The 17,006-nt window shown below is 57.2% G+C and carries 18 protein-coding genes; 17 read left to right on the top strand and 1 reads right to left on the bottom strand.

The window, feature by feature from the left end:
- Nucleotides 1-10: 10 nt before the first annotated feature.
- Complete coding sequence (locus tag PJU76_RS11935; RefSeq protein ID WP_271779699.1) at nucleotides 11-847, bottom strand: 23S rRNA (adenine(2030)-N(6))-methyltransferase RlmJ; 837 nt, start codon at nucleotides 845-847, stop codon at nucleotides 11-13.
- Between the two features lie 92 nt (nucleotides 848-939).
- Here PJU76_RS11935 and PJU76_RS11930 point away from each other — a divergent pair, with 92 nt between their 5' ends.
- The 17 genes from PJU76_RS11930 (at nucleotide 940) to PJU76_RS11850 (ending at nucleotide 17,004) form a co-directional block, all read left to right on the top strand.
- Entirely contained in the window at nucleotides 940-1,542 is a 603-nt protein-coding gene (locus tag PJU76_RS11930; protein WP_271779698.1) for a glutathione S-transferase N-terminal domain-containing protein, read from the top strand.
- 5 nt (nucleotides 1,543-1,547) lie between these two features.
- A complete protein-coding gene (gene xth, locus PJU76_RS11925; RefSeq protein ID WP_215850000.1) occupies nucleotides 1,548-2,321 on the top strand; it encodes an exodeoxyribonuclease III in 774 nt (257 codons plus the stop codon).
- The gene (gene hemH, locus PJU76_RS11920) at nucleotides 2,318-3,340 is read left to right on the top strand and encodes a ferrochelatase (protein ID WP_271779697.1); all 1,023 of its coding nucleotides are present in this window, start codon (nucleotides 2,318-2,320) and stop codon (nucleotides 3,338-3,340) included. The genes xth and hemH overlap by 4 nt, the downstream gene beginning before the upstream one ends.
- A 51-nt stretch (nucleotides 3,341-3,391) precedes the next feature.
- Nucleotides 3,392-3,880: an FKBP-type peptidyl-prolyl cis-trans isomerase gene (locus tag PJU76_RS11915; RefSeq protein WP_064218850.1), complete on the top strand. Its 489-nt coding sequence runs from the start codon at nucleotides 3,392-3,394 to the stop codon at nucleotides 3,878-3,880.
- Between the two features lie 67 nt (nucleotides 3,881-3,947).
- Nucleotides 3,948-5,111, top strand: a complete 1,164-nt coding sequence (locus PJU76_RS11910; RefSeq protein WP_271779696.1) for an anhydro-N-acetylmuramic acid kinase — start codon at nucleotides 3,948-3,950, stop codon at nucleotides 5,109-5,111.
- On the top strand, nucleotides 5,089-5,988 hold the full coding sequence (aroE, locus tag PJU76_RS11905) for a shikimate dehydrogenase (protein ID WP_271779695.1): 900 nt from the start codon (nucleotides 5,089-5,091) through the stop codon (nucleotides 5,986-5,988). The genes PJU76_RS11910 and aroE overlap by 23 nt, the downstream gene beginning before the upstream one ends.
- A complete protein-coding gene (gene pilB, locus PJU76_RS11900) occupies nucleotides 5,958-7,667 on the top strand; it encodes a type IV-A pilus assembly ATPase PilB (protein ID WP_215849997.1) in 1,710 nt (569 codons plus the stop codon). Before aroE ends, pilB begins: the two co-directional genes overlap by 31 nt.
- Before the next feature lie 125 nt (nucleotides 7,668-7,792).
- On the top strand, nucleotides 7,793-9,391 hold the full coding sequence (locus PJU76_RS11895) for a two-component system sensor histidine kinase NtrB (protein ID WP_271779694.1): 1,599 nt from the start codon (nucleotides 7,793-7,795) through the stop codon (nucleotides 9,389-9,391).
- Nucleotides 9,388-10,746 (top strand): sigma-54-dependent transcriptional regulator, encoded by a 1,359-nt coding sequence (locus PJU76_RS11890; protein WP_271779693.1) that lies wholly within the window; start codon nucleotides 9,388-9,390, stop codon nucleotides 10,744-10,746. The genes PJU76_RS11895 and PJU76_RS11890 overlap by 4 nt, the downstream gene beginning before the upstream one ends.
- Entirely contained in the window at nucleotides 10,743-11,543 is an 801-nt protein-coding gene (locus PJU76_RS11885) for a prepilin peptidase (protein WP_271779692.1), read from the top strand. The genes PJU76_RS11890 and PJU76_RS11885 overlap by 4 nt, the downstream gene beginning before the upstream one ends.
- Entirely contained in the window at nucleotides 11,544-12,146 is a 603-nt protein-coding gene (gene coaE, locus PJU76_RS11880) for a dephospho-CoA kinase (protein WP_215861727.1), read from the top strand.
- A gap of 116 nt (nucleotides 12,147-12,262) precedes the next feature.
- Nucleotides 12,263-13,015, top strand: coding sequence for a cell division protein ZapD (locus PJU76_RS11875; protein WP_271779691.1), 753 nt, complete (start codon nucleotides 12,263-12,265; stop codon nucleotides 13,013-13,015).
- Between the two features lie 33 nt (nucleotides 13,016-13,048).
- Nucleotides 13,049-14,059 (top strand): class 1 fructose-bisphosphatase, encoded by a 1,011-nt coding sequence (locus PJU76_RS11870; RefSeq protein ID WP_271779690.1) that lies wholly within the window; start codon nucleotides 13,049-13,051, stop codon nucleotides 14,057-14,059.
- Between the two features lie 90 nt (nucleotides 14,060-14,149).
- Complete coding sequence (locus tag PJU76_RS11865) at nucleotides 14,150-14,470, top strand: hypothetical protein (RefSeq protein WP_271779689.1); 321 nt, start codon at nucleotides 14,150-14,152, stop codon at nucleotides 14,468-14,470.
- A 59-nt stretch (nucleotides 14,471-14,529) separates the two neighbouring features.
- A complete protein-coding gene (locus PJU76_RS11860; protein ID WP_271779688.1) occupies nucleotides 14,530-15,294 on the top strand; it encodes a COG4648 family protein in 765 nt (254 codons plus the stop codon).
- 47 nt (nucleotides 15,295-15,341) lie between these two features.
- A complete protein-coding gene (locus PJU76_RS11855; protein WP_271779687.1) occupies nucleotides 15,342-16,703 on the top strand; it encodes an AMP-binding protein in 1,362 nt (453 codons plus the stop codon).
- Nucleotides 16,669-17,004 carry a hypothetical protein gene (locus PJU76_RS11850; protein ID WP_155735401.1) on the top strand — a complete coding sequence of 112 codons (336 nt, stop codon included), beginning with the start codon at nucleotides 16,669-16,671 and terminating at the stop codon, nucleotides 17,002-17,004. Before PJU76_RS11855 ends, PJU76_RS11850 begins: the two co-directional genes overlap by 35 nt.
- Nucleotides 17,005-17,006: the final 2 nt, after the last annotated feature.

Below are 17,006 nucleotides of genomic sequence, written 5' to 3'. Positions count from 1 at the left end.
TAGGTGGTAACTAAGCCTTGTCCGGACCCGGCCAGCCCTGGCAACGCAGGGACCACAGCCCGCCACTTTGTGCCTCGGTGAGCAGTGGACCTAGTTCTGTCAGGGCGGCGCTAAGCGCCTCGCGCAGGCCCCAGGGCGCATTCACCACGATCAGCCCGCTGCCAAAAAGCTGTTCCCGGCCTTCCTCCGGCATCTGCAACAGTTCGCAGGTAAAAGCGGGCAGGTGCTTACGCAAAGTCTGCCACAATCTGGTGATCGTACCGCGGATTTTTACCGGGTACCAGACGAGATACACCCCTTGCGGCCAGCGCCGATAGGCGCGGATCAGGGTGTCCGCGAGGCGCTCCCATTCATCTCTGCGCTCAAAGGGCGGGTCGATCAGGACCAGACCACGTTTTTCAGGCGGGGGGATCAGGCCGAAGAGGGCGCGATAACCATCTTCGCTGAGGATGCTGGTATGCGCCCGTTGGCCCATCGCCTTGCGCAGGCGCGTCGCCACCTCGGGCTGCTGTTCGCAGAGCACCATCCGGTCGCCAGGCCGGAGGAGGGTGGCGGCAAGGGCGGGTGAGCCGGGGTAGCGGCGTAACATGCCGTCACCGTTCTCATTGCTGATGATTTTCAGCCATGCACCCGCGTGTGGCAGGCTGCGCCGGTCTGCCCACAGGCGCGAAACACCGTGCAAGTGTTCTCCTTGCGCGCCTAAGATATATTGCCCCGCTCCTGCGTGAGTGTCGATGTAAGCGAGTGGCGTGTCCTTACGGATCAGGGCTTGCAAAGTGAGGCTCAGGGCCAGATGCTTGACGCAGTCGGCGGCATTGCCGGCGTGATGATGGTGGTCGTAATTCATGGCTTGTTTATCTTTCTGGGGTTGGCTTGGGGCGATGCTTTCGTCATGATAACAGATAGCCGTCCAGACTCAGTAGAAAAGGAGAGATGAAAATGCGACTTTATGCTACGCGGACCAGCCCCTATGCTCGGAAAGTGCGTATCGCGCTGCTGGAAAAAAACATCTCCTGTGTTTTGGAGTGGGTGGATCTCCGCGCCGCCGACCATGGCGCACTGGAGCACAATCCCCTGGGTAAGATCCCCGTGCTGGTGCGTGATGACGGCCAGGCCGTATATGACTCAGCAGTGATTATTCAATATCTGGAAATTTTGCGCCCCGAACCAGCCATCATCCCGCACGATCCGGAAGCCCGTATTGCGACATTGCGAATTGAAGCGCTGGCCAGCGGCATTATGGATAGTACGGTTGCCTGGGTGTTGGAGCAACGCCACAGTAACGATTGTCAGGATCTCGATATGTTGCAGCGTGTCCGTGGCAAGGTCCTTGCTGCATTGGCGATGCTGCAGGAGGAGACGTGCGGGTGGAAAGATGTGGGAGCAGCGCCAGTGTTAAATCTGGCGCAGATTGCGACCATCGCCGCGGTCGGTTATGTTGATCTGCGCGCGCCGGATTTCTTGTTGCAATTCCCGGAATTGACGACCTGGATGCACGCCCTGCGTCAACGTCCCAGCATCAGCGCCACTCTGCCCCAGTAACTTTCGTGAAAGTTGCCACCTGGAACGTCAACTCCCTGAAGGTGCGTCTCCCGCAAGTGCTGGAATGGCTGGGCAGCGAGCAGCCCGATGTCCTTTGTCTGCAGGAGACCAAGCTGGTCGATGCGTGTTTCCCGGCGACCGAACTGGCGGACGCCGGTTATCTGTCGCTCTATCACGGTCAGCCGACTTATAACGGTGTTGCCATCCTGAGCCGGGCGACACCTGAGGACGCCCGTTGTGACTGGCCAGATGGGGGTGACGGGCAGGCACGACTGTGCGCCGCCAGCTTTGGTGACTTACGCGTCATCAATGTTTATGTGCCCAACGGCCAGTCCTTAGACAGCGACAAGTATCCCTACAAATTACAATGGTTGGAGCGTCTGCGCGCGCTGCTTGCCGAGGAGTTGCAGCGTTGGCCGCAATTGCTGCTGGTGGGGGATTTCAATGTTGCTCCGGACGCCCGTGATGTTTGCGACGCTGCGGTCTGGGGGGATGGCATACTTTGCTCACCTCCCGAACGGGCGGCGCTGGGTGCGCTGTTGGACCTTGGGCTGCACGACAGTTACCGCAGCCTATACCCGGACGCGCAGGAGTGGAGCTGGTGGGATTACCGCGCGGCAGCGTTCCGGCGCAATCAGGGGCTGCGCATCGACCTGATCCTGGCCTCGAGTCCGCTCCTTGCGCGCACTCGGAATGTCGTCATCGACCGCGCCGCGCGGGCGGCAGAGCGTCCGTCAGATCACGCGCCCGTCTGCATCACGCTGGAGAACGAAACATGATTGGTATTCTGGTCGTCAATCTGGGCACCCCTGACGCGCCTACCGCTCCGGCGGTGCGCCGCTATCTGCGCGAATTTCTCAGTGATGCCCGAGTAGTGGAACTTCCGCGGATACTCTGGTGGCCCATTCTGAATGGGCCCGTTCTGCTGTTTCGTCCCGCTCGCTCGGCGCGCAATTATGCCAGTATCTGGCTTCCCGATGGATCACCCCTGATGGTCTATAGCCAGCGCCAGTGTGATGCGTTGCAGGCCCACTGGGATCAACAGTGTCCCGGCCAGGTTCGGGTGGAGTTGGCTATGCGCTACGGTAGGCCGTCGATTGCGCAAGGCTTGGCGGTGCTGCGTGATGCCGGATGCCGCAAGCTTTTTGTGGTGCCGCTTTATCCCCAATATGCGGCAGCTACCACCGCCTCCATTTTTGATGCCGTGGGCAAAGAATTACGACAATGGCGGGAGATTCCGGAAATTCGCATGATTCGGGACTGGTATGAACACCCTGCCTATATTCACGCCCTGGCGGACAGTATCCGTGCCTGGTGGCGTGAGCACGGACAGGCGGAGCGATTGCTGATTTCCTTTCATGGCTTGCCGGAAAGCGCTGTTGCCAAGGGCGATCCCTACCGCAGCCAATGCGAGAAGACCACCGCATTGCTGGTAAAGGAACTCGCTTTGTCCGATGACCAATGGATACAAACTTTCCAAAGTCGCTTCGGCGCCGCCAAATGGCTGCAGCCCTATACGGATAAAACACTCGTCGAGTTGGCGCATTCCGGAGTATCCCGCATTGATATCGTCTGCCCCGGTTTTAGTACGGACTGCGTGGAAACGCTGCAGGAAATCGCCTTGGAAGGCAAAGAAACCTTCCTCCAGGCGGGTGGCCAGGAACTACGCTATATTCCTGCGCTCAACGACAACCCCCTCTGGGTGACGGCGTTCAGTCAGATTCTTGAACCCCATTGGCGTCATTGGGATGGCCGGGAAATTTTGCCGTTTCCGCGCAGTCAGGCTAAAATTGGTTAGAAACTACCATAGCAGTATCTTTTCAGGCCCTTAACCCATAGGACTCGCGCCATGATGATCAGCAAAGACAAAGTCGTCACTATCGACTATTCCCTGACCGATGAAGAGGGGGAACTGATTGATAGCTCCGTGGGTGAAGAGCCCCTCGTCTATCTCCATGGCCACCACGGCATCATCCCCGGCCTGGAGCAGGCTCTGGCGGGGCGTCGTGTCGGCGATAAGCTAGAGGTCTCCATCCCTCCCGAAGAAGGCTATGGCGATTGGGACGAAGATCTGGTGGAAGTGGTGGGTGTTGAGGATTTTGACGATCCGGAAGAGCTGGAGATCGGCACCCAGTTTGAGACCATGACTGAAGACGGCACACGCCTTGCCACGGTAATCGATATCGAAGGTAACGAAATTACCGTCGATCTCAATCACCCGCTGGCTGGGATGACTCTGAACTTCGATGTGACGGTGCTGGAAGTGCGGGATGCCACCACCGAAGAGCTGGCCCATGGTCATGTGCATGGGCACGGAGCACATGACGGAGACCACTGATGCGTTGATGCTGTACCGGTTGACGCGCTTGTTGGCTAGGTAGGTCGACTTGCGTGGTCTGGGTCTGATGTCTGGGACCAGCGCCGACGGCGTAGATGCCGCGGTGCTGGATTTTGACGTCGCGGGTTGTGCGGGTTACCAGGGTGTCTTTGGGTGCGCCTTTGATCCGGCGTTGCGCGCGGAGGTGCTGGCTGCCAATGGGCCACTGAGCGTTGAGGCGATGGCGCGGCTTGACCGGCGTCTGGGTGCCTGTTACGCCCAATTGGCGAGCGCTGCCATTGCCCATCTCGGCCCGGTAGACTTTATCGCCTTGCACGGGCAAACCATCCGTCATCAACCGCATGTGACGCCCGGCTTTACGCTGCAAATTGGTGCGGCGGCGGATATCGCCGTGGCCACTGGTCTGACCGTGGTCCACGACTTCCGGCGTGCCGATGTGGCGGCCGGGGGAGAAGGGGCGCCGCTGGTACCGCCTTTCCATCAATTCTGCTTTCAGGGAAAACAACCCCGTCTGGTGCTCAATCTCGGTGGTATGGCCAACGTGACCTGGTTGCCGGGCATGGACGATCCCCGTCCATTACTGGCTTTCGACTGCGGGCCAGGCAATGTGCTGATGGATGCCGCCGTGTATTTGTGCAGCGGTGGGCGATCGACCTGTGATGTGGATGGGCAAATGGCCGCCGACGGACTTTGCGATGCTGTATGGTTAGCGGACCGGCTAACCCACAGGTTTTTCCGGCAACCACCTCCCAAAAGCACCGGGCGGGAAGTTTTCGGATTGCCCATGGTGACGCAATGGTGGTCATCCTGGCGGGGCACTGCGGCGGATTTTCTGGCCACACTGACGGCGTTGACCGCGGTTTCTGTGGCACAGGCGATAAGGACCTGGACTCCGGGTGCTGCGGAAATGCTGGTGTTCGGTGGGGGTGCCGAAAACCCGACTCTGATGCGCGTCCTGCAGGGGACACTGGCAGAGACCCGAATTTTGCACGGTGGGCAGTACAGCGGCATTCCCAGTCAGGCGTTGGAGGCGTTGGCCTTTGCCTGGCTGGGCGGTCAGTGTTTGCTGGGGCAACACCTGCCCTGGGCGCACGTTACCGGGGCGCAGCGTCCCATGACTCTGGGTAATATTTTGCCCGGAGATAACTGGCCAGATCTGCTTGTCCATCTCTCGAAAAGGATGGAAATCACCGCAAAGGAAAGATCGTATGGTGCTCTTCCCACAGCCTGACACCAGCAATTGTTGGCATCCCGGTGGCGGAACGGCCGTTTATGGCATTCTCGGTCATCCGGTCACTCATAGCCTCTCGCCATGGATGCATCGCCTCTTTGCCGCGCAGCAGGATCGGGACCTGGTTTATGTGCCTTTCCCGGTGCATGAAGCGGCGATCGCCGCGGCGTTGGCCGGACTGCCGGCGCTTGGCGTGCGTGGCGTGAATGTTACAGTCCCCCATAAAGAGGCCGTCTTGCCGCGGATGCAGCAACTGAGCGCCGAGGCGCGTGCCATCGGTGCGGTGAACACCGTGTGTTTTACGCCCTCGGGTATGGAGGGACACAATACGGATGCACTCGGTTTTCAGCGGGCGCTGGAGCGTGCCGCGGGGATTGGCTGGCGACGATGTCCGGCGACCGTGATTGGCGCCGGAGGGGCGGCCCGGGCCATTGTCTACGCCCTCGGTCATGCCGGATGTCCGGCTATTTATTTGGCGAATCGCCACCTGCCGCGTGCCGAATCTCTGGCTGCACAGTTTTCCGATCTCCCGGTGCACCCCATTCCGTTGGATTCGGCGGCATTGTCTGCGGTATTGCCCCACAGTGCGTTACTGGTCAATACCAGCGCGCGCGGGCTGCACGGAGAGGGGCATCCGGAGTTGGATCTGGCGCGCATGCCCAGAAACGGCAGTGTATACGATATCGTCTATAACCCATTGGAAACGCCCTTACTACGCGCCGCCCGGCAGGCCGGGCTGGGCGCGATGGATGGGCTGGGCATGTTGATAGAACAAGGCGCGGAGAGCTTTCGAATATGGACGGGAACTTTGCCGCAGACCGCCGCCGTGGAGGAGACCTTACGCCGATGGCTACAAATCCAGCACACATCACGTTGACGCCCGTATTGCGGGCGTTGGTCAGCAACGGGTTAAGCGATGAGGCGCAGTTGCAAAGCCTTGCCGCCGATCCGGCGCGTGGCAAGATGCCGCTGCTGTTTTATGCGGTTGAGAGGGGTGCCGTTCCTGCCTCGGTGCTTATGGCCCACCTTTCCGCGCGCTATAACATGCCCATGCTTGATCTGGATGCGGTCATGATTAACGAGTTGCTTATTCGGAAGCTCGACAAGGGACTGATGACCCGCTATCTGGTGCTGCCCTTGTCGAAGCATGGGGACACCCTCTACCTCGCCATGGCGGACCCTACGGATTTTAAGGCGGTGGAGGATGTGAAGTTCAACACGGGTCTGCAGGTGTTGCCAATACTGGTCGAGGCCAATAAGCTGGTAAAGGCGGTGAATGCCGCAGCCAACAGTATGCAAGGCGGGATTGACGATGTTTTCATGGATAAACCGCGCGGCGAAGAAGAGCAGGAAGAATTCGATCTTGCCCAGGAGAGTGATGGCAGTGTCGAGGATGCACCCGTGGTGCGTTTTGCCCGGCAATTGCTCTTGGATGCCATTCAACGCGGGGTTTCCGACATTCATCTAGAACCGTACGAAAAGGACTTTCGGGTGCGTTACCGACTCGATGGCGTATTGCAGGATGTGTTGCATCCGCCGGTGGCGTTGCGTGACGGTGTCACTTCGCGCCTGAAGATTCTCTGTCGTCTGGATATTTCTGAGCGGCGTTTACCTCAGGATGGCCGTTTGCGGGTCAGGGTGCCGCCGGCGCGGGTTATTGATTTCCGGGTTTCTTTTTTGCCCACCAGTTTTGGCGAAACCATTGTGCTGCGCTTGCTGGATCCGGCCAGTTCCAAGGTGCCCATAGAACAACTGGGCTTTTTGCCGGACCAGCGCAAAGCTTTTGAAGAGGCCATCCACCGGCCCTACGGTATGATCCTGGTCACCGGCCCCACGGGTTCGGGTAAAACGACGACTCTTTACACCGCGCTGAATATTCTCAATACCGGCGACTGCAACATCAGTACCGCAGAGGATCCTGTGGAAATCCCGGTGTACGGGATTAATCAGGTGAATATCAACGAGCGTATCGGTCTCAACTTTGCCACCGCCTTGCGTTCCTTTCTGCGTCAGGACCCTGACATCATTATGGTCGGTGAGGTGCGTGATCTGGAAACCGCGGAAACGGCCATCAAAGCCGCCCAGACGGGTCATCTGGTGTTGGCCACCCTGCATACCAATGATGCGCCACAGAGCCTCACCCGTCTGGAAAATATGGGCATCCCTACCTATAACATAGCGGGCGGTGTGCACTTGGTGATGGCGCAGCGACTCGCACGCAAACTCTGTCCGCATTGTAAAAAGCCGCTGCGCATTCCCGAACAGGCCCTGATTGAGGCGGGATTTACGCACGAGGATCTGCAGGGTTGGCGTCCCCTGGGCGCGGTGGGCTGTGATCAGTGCAATAACACCGGATATAAAGGCCGGATGGGACTTTATCAGGTGATGCCGGTGAGCGATGCTATGCGTGAAATCATTATGCGCGGTGGTACCTCCATCGATCTGGCGCGGCAGGCGACACAAGAGGGAGTGCTGACCATGCGGCAAAACGGATTGAGGCGGGTCAGGGAGGGTGTCACCAGTCTTGAAGAGGTCCTGCGGGTGACCAATCTTTGATTTTGTCTCCCCGTATATACGCAGATATTTTGTGCAGAGCGTCGCTGATATGGTCGTGGGCGGTAGTGGTGCGATGAATTATGGTGTCGTAACGTTCAGCAGAACTCAGTGGCGGGGCGCATAATATGCCGGAGATGGTGGGTGACTGGCGGCGCCTTTGGGGGATTTCCGCCTACCGGCTGCTCATCGCAGCGGTTATTGCCGTTCTGTTACACTTGCCAGCCAGCGAGACCATTATCGATCTGGGAGGACACGCAAGACTGTTGCGTGTCCTCGCTCTGGTGGCCGCCACGGTCAGTCTCGGTTATCTGCTGGCACTGTTGTTACGGCGACCGGTGCAACCGCGTCGCCACGCCTGGATTCAGGTATCGACGGATACCTTGCTGGTGCTGCTGTTATTGCATTTCGGGGGGGGGGTCAGTGGTCCCTTCAGTATCCTTCCCTTCCTGCTGCTGGTGTCCACGGCGAGCCTTTTGCGCGGCAAAAGCGCTTTTGTTTTTGTGTGGATATTACTTGCACTGCTGGTTGGTGAGCCGCTCCTGGGTGGGATGGCTACGGTGCACCCGCCGCTTGGTCAGCTTTTTATATATGTACTGGCGCTGGTGGCCGTGGCGGTGCTGGCCGACAGCCTGGTCATCAGCCTGGAACGCGGCAATCGTCTGGCACTGCAAAGGGATGCAGAGGTCGTCAATCTCAACGCCTTGAACCGGGAAATTGTACAGCATATGGATGTGGGTGTTTTCGTGCTGGATCGGCAAAACCGCGTTATTCTCAGCAATCCCATTGCGCGGACGCTTTCGGGATACCGGCTATGGACTTCCGCACCTGTCGACCTCGATCTGGTGCAGCCGCGGCTGGCCACCGCGTTGCAACAACCGGCACAGGGTGACAGCGAGATGATGATCACCTTGGGCGGACGTGATCCAACCCTGCAGGATAGTGCACAGACCCTGCTGGTACGTAACATCGCTCTGCCCCGGAGTCCCTATCGTCTATTGCTGTTCCGTGACGCCTCAGCCTTGCGTGCTCGCGAACGGGAGGCCCAACTGGCGGCGCTGGGTCGTCTGGCGGCTAATATTGCCCATGAAATTCGTAACCCGCTCAGCGTGATTCGCCACGCCGGTAACTTGCTTGGTGAGCGCGTGGAAACCCCCGGTTCGCGGCATCTTTTTGAGATACTGGAACGAGAGACGGTGCGCATCAATGCCATCGTCGAATCGGTACTGGAGATGGCCCGCCCCAGCCCGGCGCATTCCGAGCCCATCCCGTTGGCAAATTGGTTGCCGGTGCTCATCGCCGAGTTGCAGGCCGATCCGCTACTTGCATCTATGACGATCGTTATCTGGGAAATTTCCGCGCAGCTCCGGGTTTATGCCGATCCTGCGCAGCTCCGCCAGGTATTCTGGAATCTGCTGCATAACAGCGCGCAGTATGGGGTGGCAGAAGATGCGACGGTGCGGGTGGAAATCGAGACGGTGCGTGCGGACAAGGAAACTGTCATGGTGACATTGCGGGATTTTGGATCGGGCTTACAGCCGGAGGTGATGGAGCGCATTTTTGAACCGTTTTTTACGACCAATTCACAGGGCACTGGGCTGGGCTTGTCTATGGTACGCGAACTATTGCGCATCAATGGCGGTCACATTGATTGTGAAAATCATCCACAGGGAGGTGTGCTATTCCGGATTTTTCTCCCCTGCTGGTGTCTGGAGGGGGAGGAATGATGGCCGATTTTTCCGTATTGCCACCTGCCCTGATCGTGGATGATGAGCCGAATATCGTTGAATTGCTGGGCATTACGTTGCAAGGTATGGGAATCGCTGTCACCGGTGCCTATTCCCTCGCAGAGGCCTTCGCCCGCCTCGCCGAAGGTGCCCCCTCTTTATGCTTGAGCGATCTGCGTTTACCGGATGGTTCGGGTATTGATCTGGTACGTCGTCTACACGCGTTGCATCCGCGAGTGCCGGTCGCCGTGATTACGGCCTACTCCTCCGCCGATGGCGCCGTCGAGGCGATGCAGGCAGGGGCCTTTGATTACATGGCTAAGCCCATCGAACTTACGCGTCTGCGGCGACTGATATCGCAAGCCGTTGATCTCGCTCGCCTGTCACCGATGGGTCCGGACGGTACGCAAAGGTTGGTGGGTGATTCTCTGGTCATGCGGCGCTTGCGCGACGATATCCGCCGTGTCGCGCGAAGTAACGCGCCGGTACATATTACCGGTGAGTCTGGTACGGGTAAGGAGTTGGCAGCGCGTGCGATACACGCCTCAGGGGTCCGTCACGACAAGCCTTTCGTGGCCGTCAACTGCGGCGCCATTCCCGAGGGACTGGTAGAAAGCGAGCTCTTTGGTGCCGAAAAGGGGGCTTACTCCGGTGCTGTACAGCGCCGCGAGGGGCTCTTTGTGGCGGCCAATGGCGGTACCATTTTCCTGGATGAGGTCGGTGAGCTACCGATGATGGTGCAGGTTAAGCTCCTGCGCGCCATTCAGGAGCGCAGCATTCGTCCATTGGGTGCATCGCGGGAAATTCCCCTGGATCTGCGTTTCATTTCCGCAACCCACCGTGATTTGCAAGAGATGGTTGTTGCCGGTAGCTTTCGTCGGGATCTCCTGTATCGATTGGATGTCGTGCGACTCCATATGCCTCCCTTGCGTGAGCATCCGGAGGACATTCCTCAGTTGGCAGAGGTGATTCTGCAGCGTATCGGGGACGCGCAGCCTGGTGTGCCGACGCGGCTGTCTGCGGGGACTCTTGCGCGACTGGGTGGTTACGCCTTCCCCGGCAATGTCCGCGAACTGGAAAATTTGCTGGAGCGTCGTATCGCGTTACAGCGGGACGATATTCTACCTGAAGAAGAACTTACGTCCTCTGACCGCGTGGCGCCAGAAAACAGCATGCTTGCCGCTGTATCGGCAAGCGCTGCCGCGGCTGGTTTAGACACGGCCGAGGCAGCATTACTGCGCCAGATGCTGGGGCAGGCCGGGGGAGACCGGCATCATGCCGCAGATCTGCTGGGTGTCAGTGTGCAATCTCTGGAACTGAGACTCAGCAGATTGTCTCTGGAAGAAATCGCATGACACGGGGTGCAATGAGTGTGGCTTATCTCTCAATCGCTCTGCTCGGTCTGCTCATCGGCAGTTTCCTGAATGTGGTGGTACATCGGGTGCCTCGCCACGAATCCATCATTCATCCCGCGTCGCACTGCCCGCACTGCGGCCATCTGCTGCGGCCCTGGGAAAATATCCCGGTCCTGAGCTGGATGTTGTTGCGTGGCCGTTGCCATGCTTGTGGCCGCTCCGTTGCCTGGCGGTATCCGGCGCTGGAACTCCTGACCGGCCTGCTCAGTCTGGTGGTCGCCGGGCAACTGGGCCTCACCTGGCAGCTGATCCCGGCCTTGGTGTTCACCTGGATACTGCTGGCGCTGGCCATGATTGATCTGGAGACGCAGCTGTTGCCTGATCGCATTACCAAGCCGGGATTGCTGATTGGGTTACTGCTGAATGGATCGGCACTTTTATGGCCGGGGATAGGGCTGGTAACGCCCCTGGATGCGTTGCTCGGTGTATTTATTGGCTATGGCAGCCTGTGGCTGCTGGCCACGATATATTATCGGGCGACCGGGCGGCACGGAATGGGCGGCGGCGACCTGAAATTGCTCGGTATGATCGGTGCTTGGCTGGGCTGGCAGGCGGTCTTTTTGACCTTGTTTATTGCGGCGCTGAGTGGTGGGTTGGTCGCTCTGGGCTTTCTGCTGCGCGGCAAGGGCCGGGACTATGCCATGCCCTTTGGTCCTTATCTGGCACTGGGGGGCTGGCTCTTGCTGTTGTGGCCACAAGCCATCCTCTCCGGCTATCTACACTTGCTGGGTTCCTGAATGGCACTGCGGATTGGCCTGACAGGAGGGGTGGCATGCGGTAAAAGTACGGTCGCCGAGATGTTCAAGGCGGCGGGCGCCCAGGTGCTGGATGCTGATGCCATCGCCCGCGAGCTGGTGGTACCGGGCAGTCCGGCCCTGCAAGCCATTATCGCCCATTTTGGCCCGACTTTTCTAGACGAGGATGGTGGCCTCGATCGCGCCGCATTGCGTGCACGGATTTTTAGTGATCCGGCGGCGAAAGTTTGGCTGGAAGCCCTTCTCCATCCACTTATCCGTGCATCCTTTATAGCTGCCAGCGATGCACTGAGTCGACGACATCCGCAAGCTCTGCTGGTTTGGGTAGTGCCGTTGCTGGTCGAAAATGGCTATCGCCCATTGCTGGATCAAATCCTGGTCGTCGATTGTCCACGATCCCAGCAAATGAGACGCCTGCGTGCTCGTCCCGGCTGGACAGAGGACCAAATTTCTGCGGTTTTGGCGGCGCAGTGTGATCGTGCTACGCGTAATGCCGCCGCCGACTGGATTATTTCCAATGAAGGGTCGCTGGCTGAGTTGCAAACTCAGGTTGCCCTCTATCTTCGTCATTTGCGGGGAACCTAACGATTTGCTTAAGGAAAGCACCTGTGGCAACCTGTGGGGCACTGCCCGGAAGTGGGGCGCTGTTTCGTGGCACCGTGGTTTCGTGCAGCGGCGTTGACTCTTGAATGAGGTATGGCATGGCCGTTTATGAACACCCACTCCATGAACGCGCACGCCTTTTGTTGCGTTTGGAGAGCGTCTTTGCGCAGGTGCGGCAGGAAGTGGCGGACACAAGCGGCCTGCGCGATGCCCTGCGTCCTTTCAATGAGCTGCTTGATTTTTGCAGCCGCCCGGAGTTGCGCCTTGATGTCATTCTGGAACTGGAGCGGCTTGGGCAGAGCCTCGCTGTCTGGGCGCACAGCCCTGAGATCGACGAGGCCCCTTTGCGCGCCTGGCAATTTCGCATAGATCAACAGCTCAAGGTGCTGCGCGAGCACCGTGAACCTTTCGGCCAATTGTTGCGCTATCAGGAAATCATCCAACTCGCGCGCGGCCGATTGGGTGTGGCCGGGGGCCTTGCGGATTGTGATCTGCCCATCCTGGCATTCTGGAACCAGCAAGCCCCCGCGCGTATTCACGGTTTGCTGAATAGCTGGCAGAACAGTTTGGAAATTTTACAGAATAGCACTGATCTGATCCTCGCCTTATTGCGTGACTCCTGCACATGGTTGACTGTGGAAGCCCCGGAGGGGCGTTATGGCGCCCCTTTGGATGCTCGCCGTCCGCCTTCTTTGATTCGCCTGGAGTTGACCGATCAGGTCGATTATTATCCGAAAATCAGTGGGGGTATTCATCGCTTTCATATTCAATTACTGCAATGGTTGGACCAGGGAACGGCGCGCGCGGTAGAATCCACGGTAAAATTCAAACTGGGCCTCAGCGCTCTCTAGACGATCAATCATCTTCCAGTAAAGGACCGTACCATGCATATCGGCACCACCCTCAGTCAATTCATTATTGAAGAAACGCGCCTCTATCCCGGCGCCTCTGGCGACTTCGCCGGCCTGCTCAACGATCTCACCATTTCCTGCAAATTTATTGGCGCGCAGGTGTATCGTGGTGCTTTGGTGGGAGCGTTGGGTAGTGCGGGGACGGATAACGTGCAGGGTGAAGTCCAGAAAAAGCTGGATATCATCTCCAACGAAGCCATCCTCAAGTCCATGGACTGGACTGGCCATCTCGCCGGCATGGCCTCTGAGGAGATGGATGACCCTTACGCCATCCCCCAAAATGTGCCACGCGGAAAGTATCTATTACTTTTTGATCCCTTGGATGGTTCCAGCAATACCGACGTCGGTATCAGCGTCGGGACCATTTTCAGCATTCTGAAGGCACCAGTGGCCGGGCGTGACGCGGAACTCGCCGATTTCCTCCAGCCCGGTGTGGAGCAGGTCTGTGCGGGCTACGCCCTTTATGGCTCCAGCAATATGCTGGTGTACAGCACCGGCTACGGGGTCAATGGCTTTACCCTCGATCCATCCATCGGCGAGTATATATTGACCCACAGCCAGATGCGCATTCCCGAGGACACCAGCGAATATGCGATCAATATGAGCAACCGCCGTCATTGGCAGAAACCGGTGCAACGTTATATCGACGAACTCAATCAGGGTGCGGATGGGCCCCGTCAGCGCAATTTCAATATGCGCTGGGTTGGCTCCATGGTTGCGGACGTGCATCGCATTCTGTGTCGTGGCGGCATTTTCCTGTATCCCTTTGATCAGCGTGATCCGAAAAAGCCCGGCAAGCTGCGCCTGCTCTACGAGGCCAATCCCATGTCCTATCTGGTAGAACAGGCGGGCGGCGCGGCCAGTACCGGTACGACGCGGATCCTGGACATCGCCCCCCAAGGCTTGCACGCGCGTGTCCCCGTTATCCTGGGTGCCAAGAATGAAGTGGAGCGAGTGGTCGCATATCATCGTGACTCATTTTGAAGACCACGAGGTCGACGCAATTTGGTTAGAGCAACTCCAGTTGTCCATAGGTTCAAGCACGGTGACGTTGAGAAAATGCCCGGGGGCTCTATGAGAAAATTTCATCAGTTCAAAAACGCCACTAAAACGAACAAGGCGTTCATAGCGTTATTAACGATTGTGATCAGCCTCGCGTTTCCGGTAGCGGTGTACGCCGATGGCGTGCCTTTGAAACGCGAAGCCCAACATGTCGGGCGCGCGGTTGGTTCCACTGCACATCGAATCGGTCAGGTCGGGAAAGAGATTGGAGTTGGGATTGCGAAAAGTGCAGTCGACGTTGGGCATGCGGCAAAGGCCGGAGCGATCGAATTTTGGAGCGCCCTGCGGGGGCGCGATACGGCGAATAATCGTTCGTTGCCCCCTCCCCAGTGATAAAGAACCAGGCTTGATCATTGTCGCTTTCTGAAATAACGGCATTTTAACGTGTCAAGATGGTACGCCTCCCCCATTTTTTGGGCGATTTCTTAAGGAGAAAAAGTGTGGGAGTTCTTCTTGATAAAGGCGCGGCATTGACGGCGACGGAGTATTATAACTCCAGTATCTTGCGTGCTATTTGGAAAGGCGTACTTTTTCTGTCCGCCTTGATCGGCTATCAACTGCTCACCTATGTGGATATTTTTGCAAGAAATCCGAATGCCTTAGTAGTACTTTCGGCATTCCTACCCATTATGATTGCCTTGTTTCTGGCATCTCAGTGTGCGCGCTCAAAGGCGTTATGGATTATTCTGACCGTTATTTCTGGCGTAATAATATGGCGTAATAGCGCGACTATTGCGCACTATATTGGCTGGATATGTATGGTGCAGCGAAGTGCTCTGTTTATGCTGTTGGCATTTGTTTTTGGGCTCACCTTGCGCTCCGGCCGCCTACCGCTCGTCTCGCGGATTGCAGAGATGGTGCATGGTCCACTGAATGCACGACTGGCGCGCTATACGCGCCAGGTGACGGTGGCATGGACGCTATTCTTTGCGGCGCTGGCAATTTTATTGTTTCTGATATTTTTTATCCTTGGTCAGCATGTATGGGTATTGATTTCCGGCGCGGCTAGCACTGCATTGATTGCATTAATGTTTGTCATTGAGTACGCTGTTCGCTGCCGTAAAATCCCCATCAGCGAGCGGAGCAGTATGGGGGCCGGCATCCGGGCTTACTTTGCCGACAGAAAATCTGTTGCCATTATAAAATCGAATTCATAGTTCTGAATTTATGATATTTATTTTTTGAACAGGGGGTTTTTCTAGGTATGAATTATCTCCCGATGATGACGCATCAATCACTGGATGATGTCGTGGCCATTCGACAAGGCCGAGGCGTCACCCTGCGCCAATTCCTGGCTGACGTGAACCATATCCGACAGCTACTCCGACCCGGGCAGCATTTGCTGAACACCTGTCAGGATCGTTACCATTTCATGGTTGGCCTCGCGGCGGCCATGGTTGCCGGGAAAACCAGCTTGCTGCCTTCCACGTACACCACCGAAAGCGTTAAAAAAATAGTCGATTTCGCGCCAGACCTGTTTTGCATTGGCGATGATGGGAATGATATGGGCTTCCCATACCTGGCGTTTCCGATTGTTCTGCCAGATGCGCCCGTCGATAGCTCACCCACCATTCCGCGTCTGGATGAATCGCTCCCGGTGGCTTACGTGTTTACATCGGGGTCGACCGGAATACCCGTCCCTCACCTTAAAACATGGGGAGATCTTGTGCACTCGGTGCGGGCGGAGGCTCAGCGTCTGGGGTTGCTCGATGGTCGCACCTACACGGTGGTAGGTACCGTTCCACCACAGCATATGTATGGCTTCGAATCTACCATTCTTATGGTGTGGCAATGTGCTGGTATAATTGCCACCGAGCGCTATTTCTACCCAGCGGATATCTATGCAGGGATTTCCTCGGTAGCGCGTCCACGCGTTTTGATCAGTACTCCTGTGCACCTTCGTTCCATGCTCGCTACCGATATGCCATTGCCAAGTGTGGATTTGTTGCTTTCTGCTACGGCACCACTAACTCGGGATCTCGCGGCAAACGCAGAAGCCCGCTTTTGCAGCGATCTGCTCGAAATTTATGGCTCTACGGAAACCGGCGTAGTGGCAACGAGGCGCACTAGCCAAACGAAGGAATGGCATTTACTCCCGGAATTGTCGTGGATGACGAAGGGTGATCGGATTAGGATACAGGGTGGGCATTTGCAGCAGGCGATGGCGGTTGGCGACGCCATAGAAATAGTGGATGAGCAACATTTTCTGTTATATGGCCGTACGGAAGATCTCGTAAACATAGCAGGAAAACGTAGTTCTATTGCACATTTGAATCATCAGCTCACATCTGTCTCTGGAGTTTTGGATGGGGTATTTTTTATGCCCGATGACAGTGGTGATGGGCGAGTAACACGTTTGGTGGCATTTGCCGTGGCTCCGGACTTGGATGTGGAAATAATAATTGAGCGTCTCAAGCAGTGTGTGGATCCCGCGTTTATTCCTCGCCCGCTAAAGATCGTAGATAGCCTGCCTAGGAACACTACCGGCAAGATCTCACGAGAAGCCTTAAAAGCAATGGCCGAGGCTTTGATTGGTAACGAGGAGCGTTCGTCTGAAATATTATGACCATAGCTTTATAATTCCGGTTGGGCACCCGGTATTCGCTGGCCACTTTCCGGGAAATCCGGTTGTGCCCGCCGCCTTGCTTCTGGACGAGACCATTTGTGCTATAGCCGCAGCGGGAGATTTGCCGATAAATGATTGCAGTATTAGCTCGGCGAAATTCTACAGCCCGGTGGCACCTGGTGAATTGTTGAATCTTCGCGTGGTCGTGGCGGATGCTATGCCCATGACCTTTGAAGTCCATGCGGGCGCCCGTCTGATCGCATCCGGTGACTTCTCTGGGCATGTTTGGGAGCGACTCTGATA

Source organism: Acidithiobacillus ferriphilus, assembly GCF_028215975.1.
Taxonomy (GTDB): Bacteria; Pseudomonadota; Gammaproteobacteria; order Acidithiobacillales; family Acidithiobacillaceae; genus Acidithiobacillus; species Acidithiobacillus ferriphilus.
This window is presented reverse-complemented; position numbering and strand designations above follow the sequence as displayed.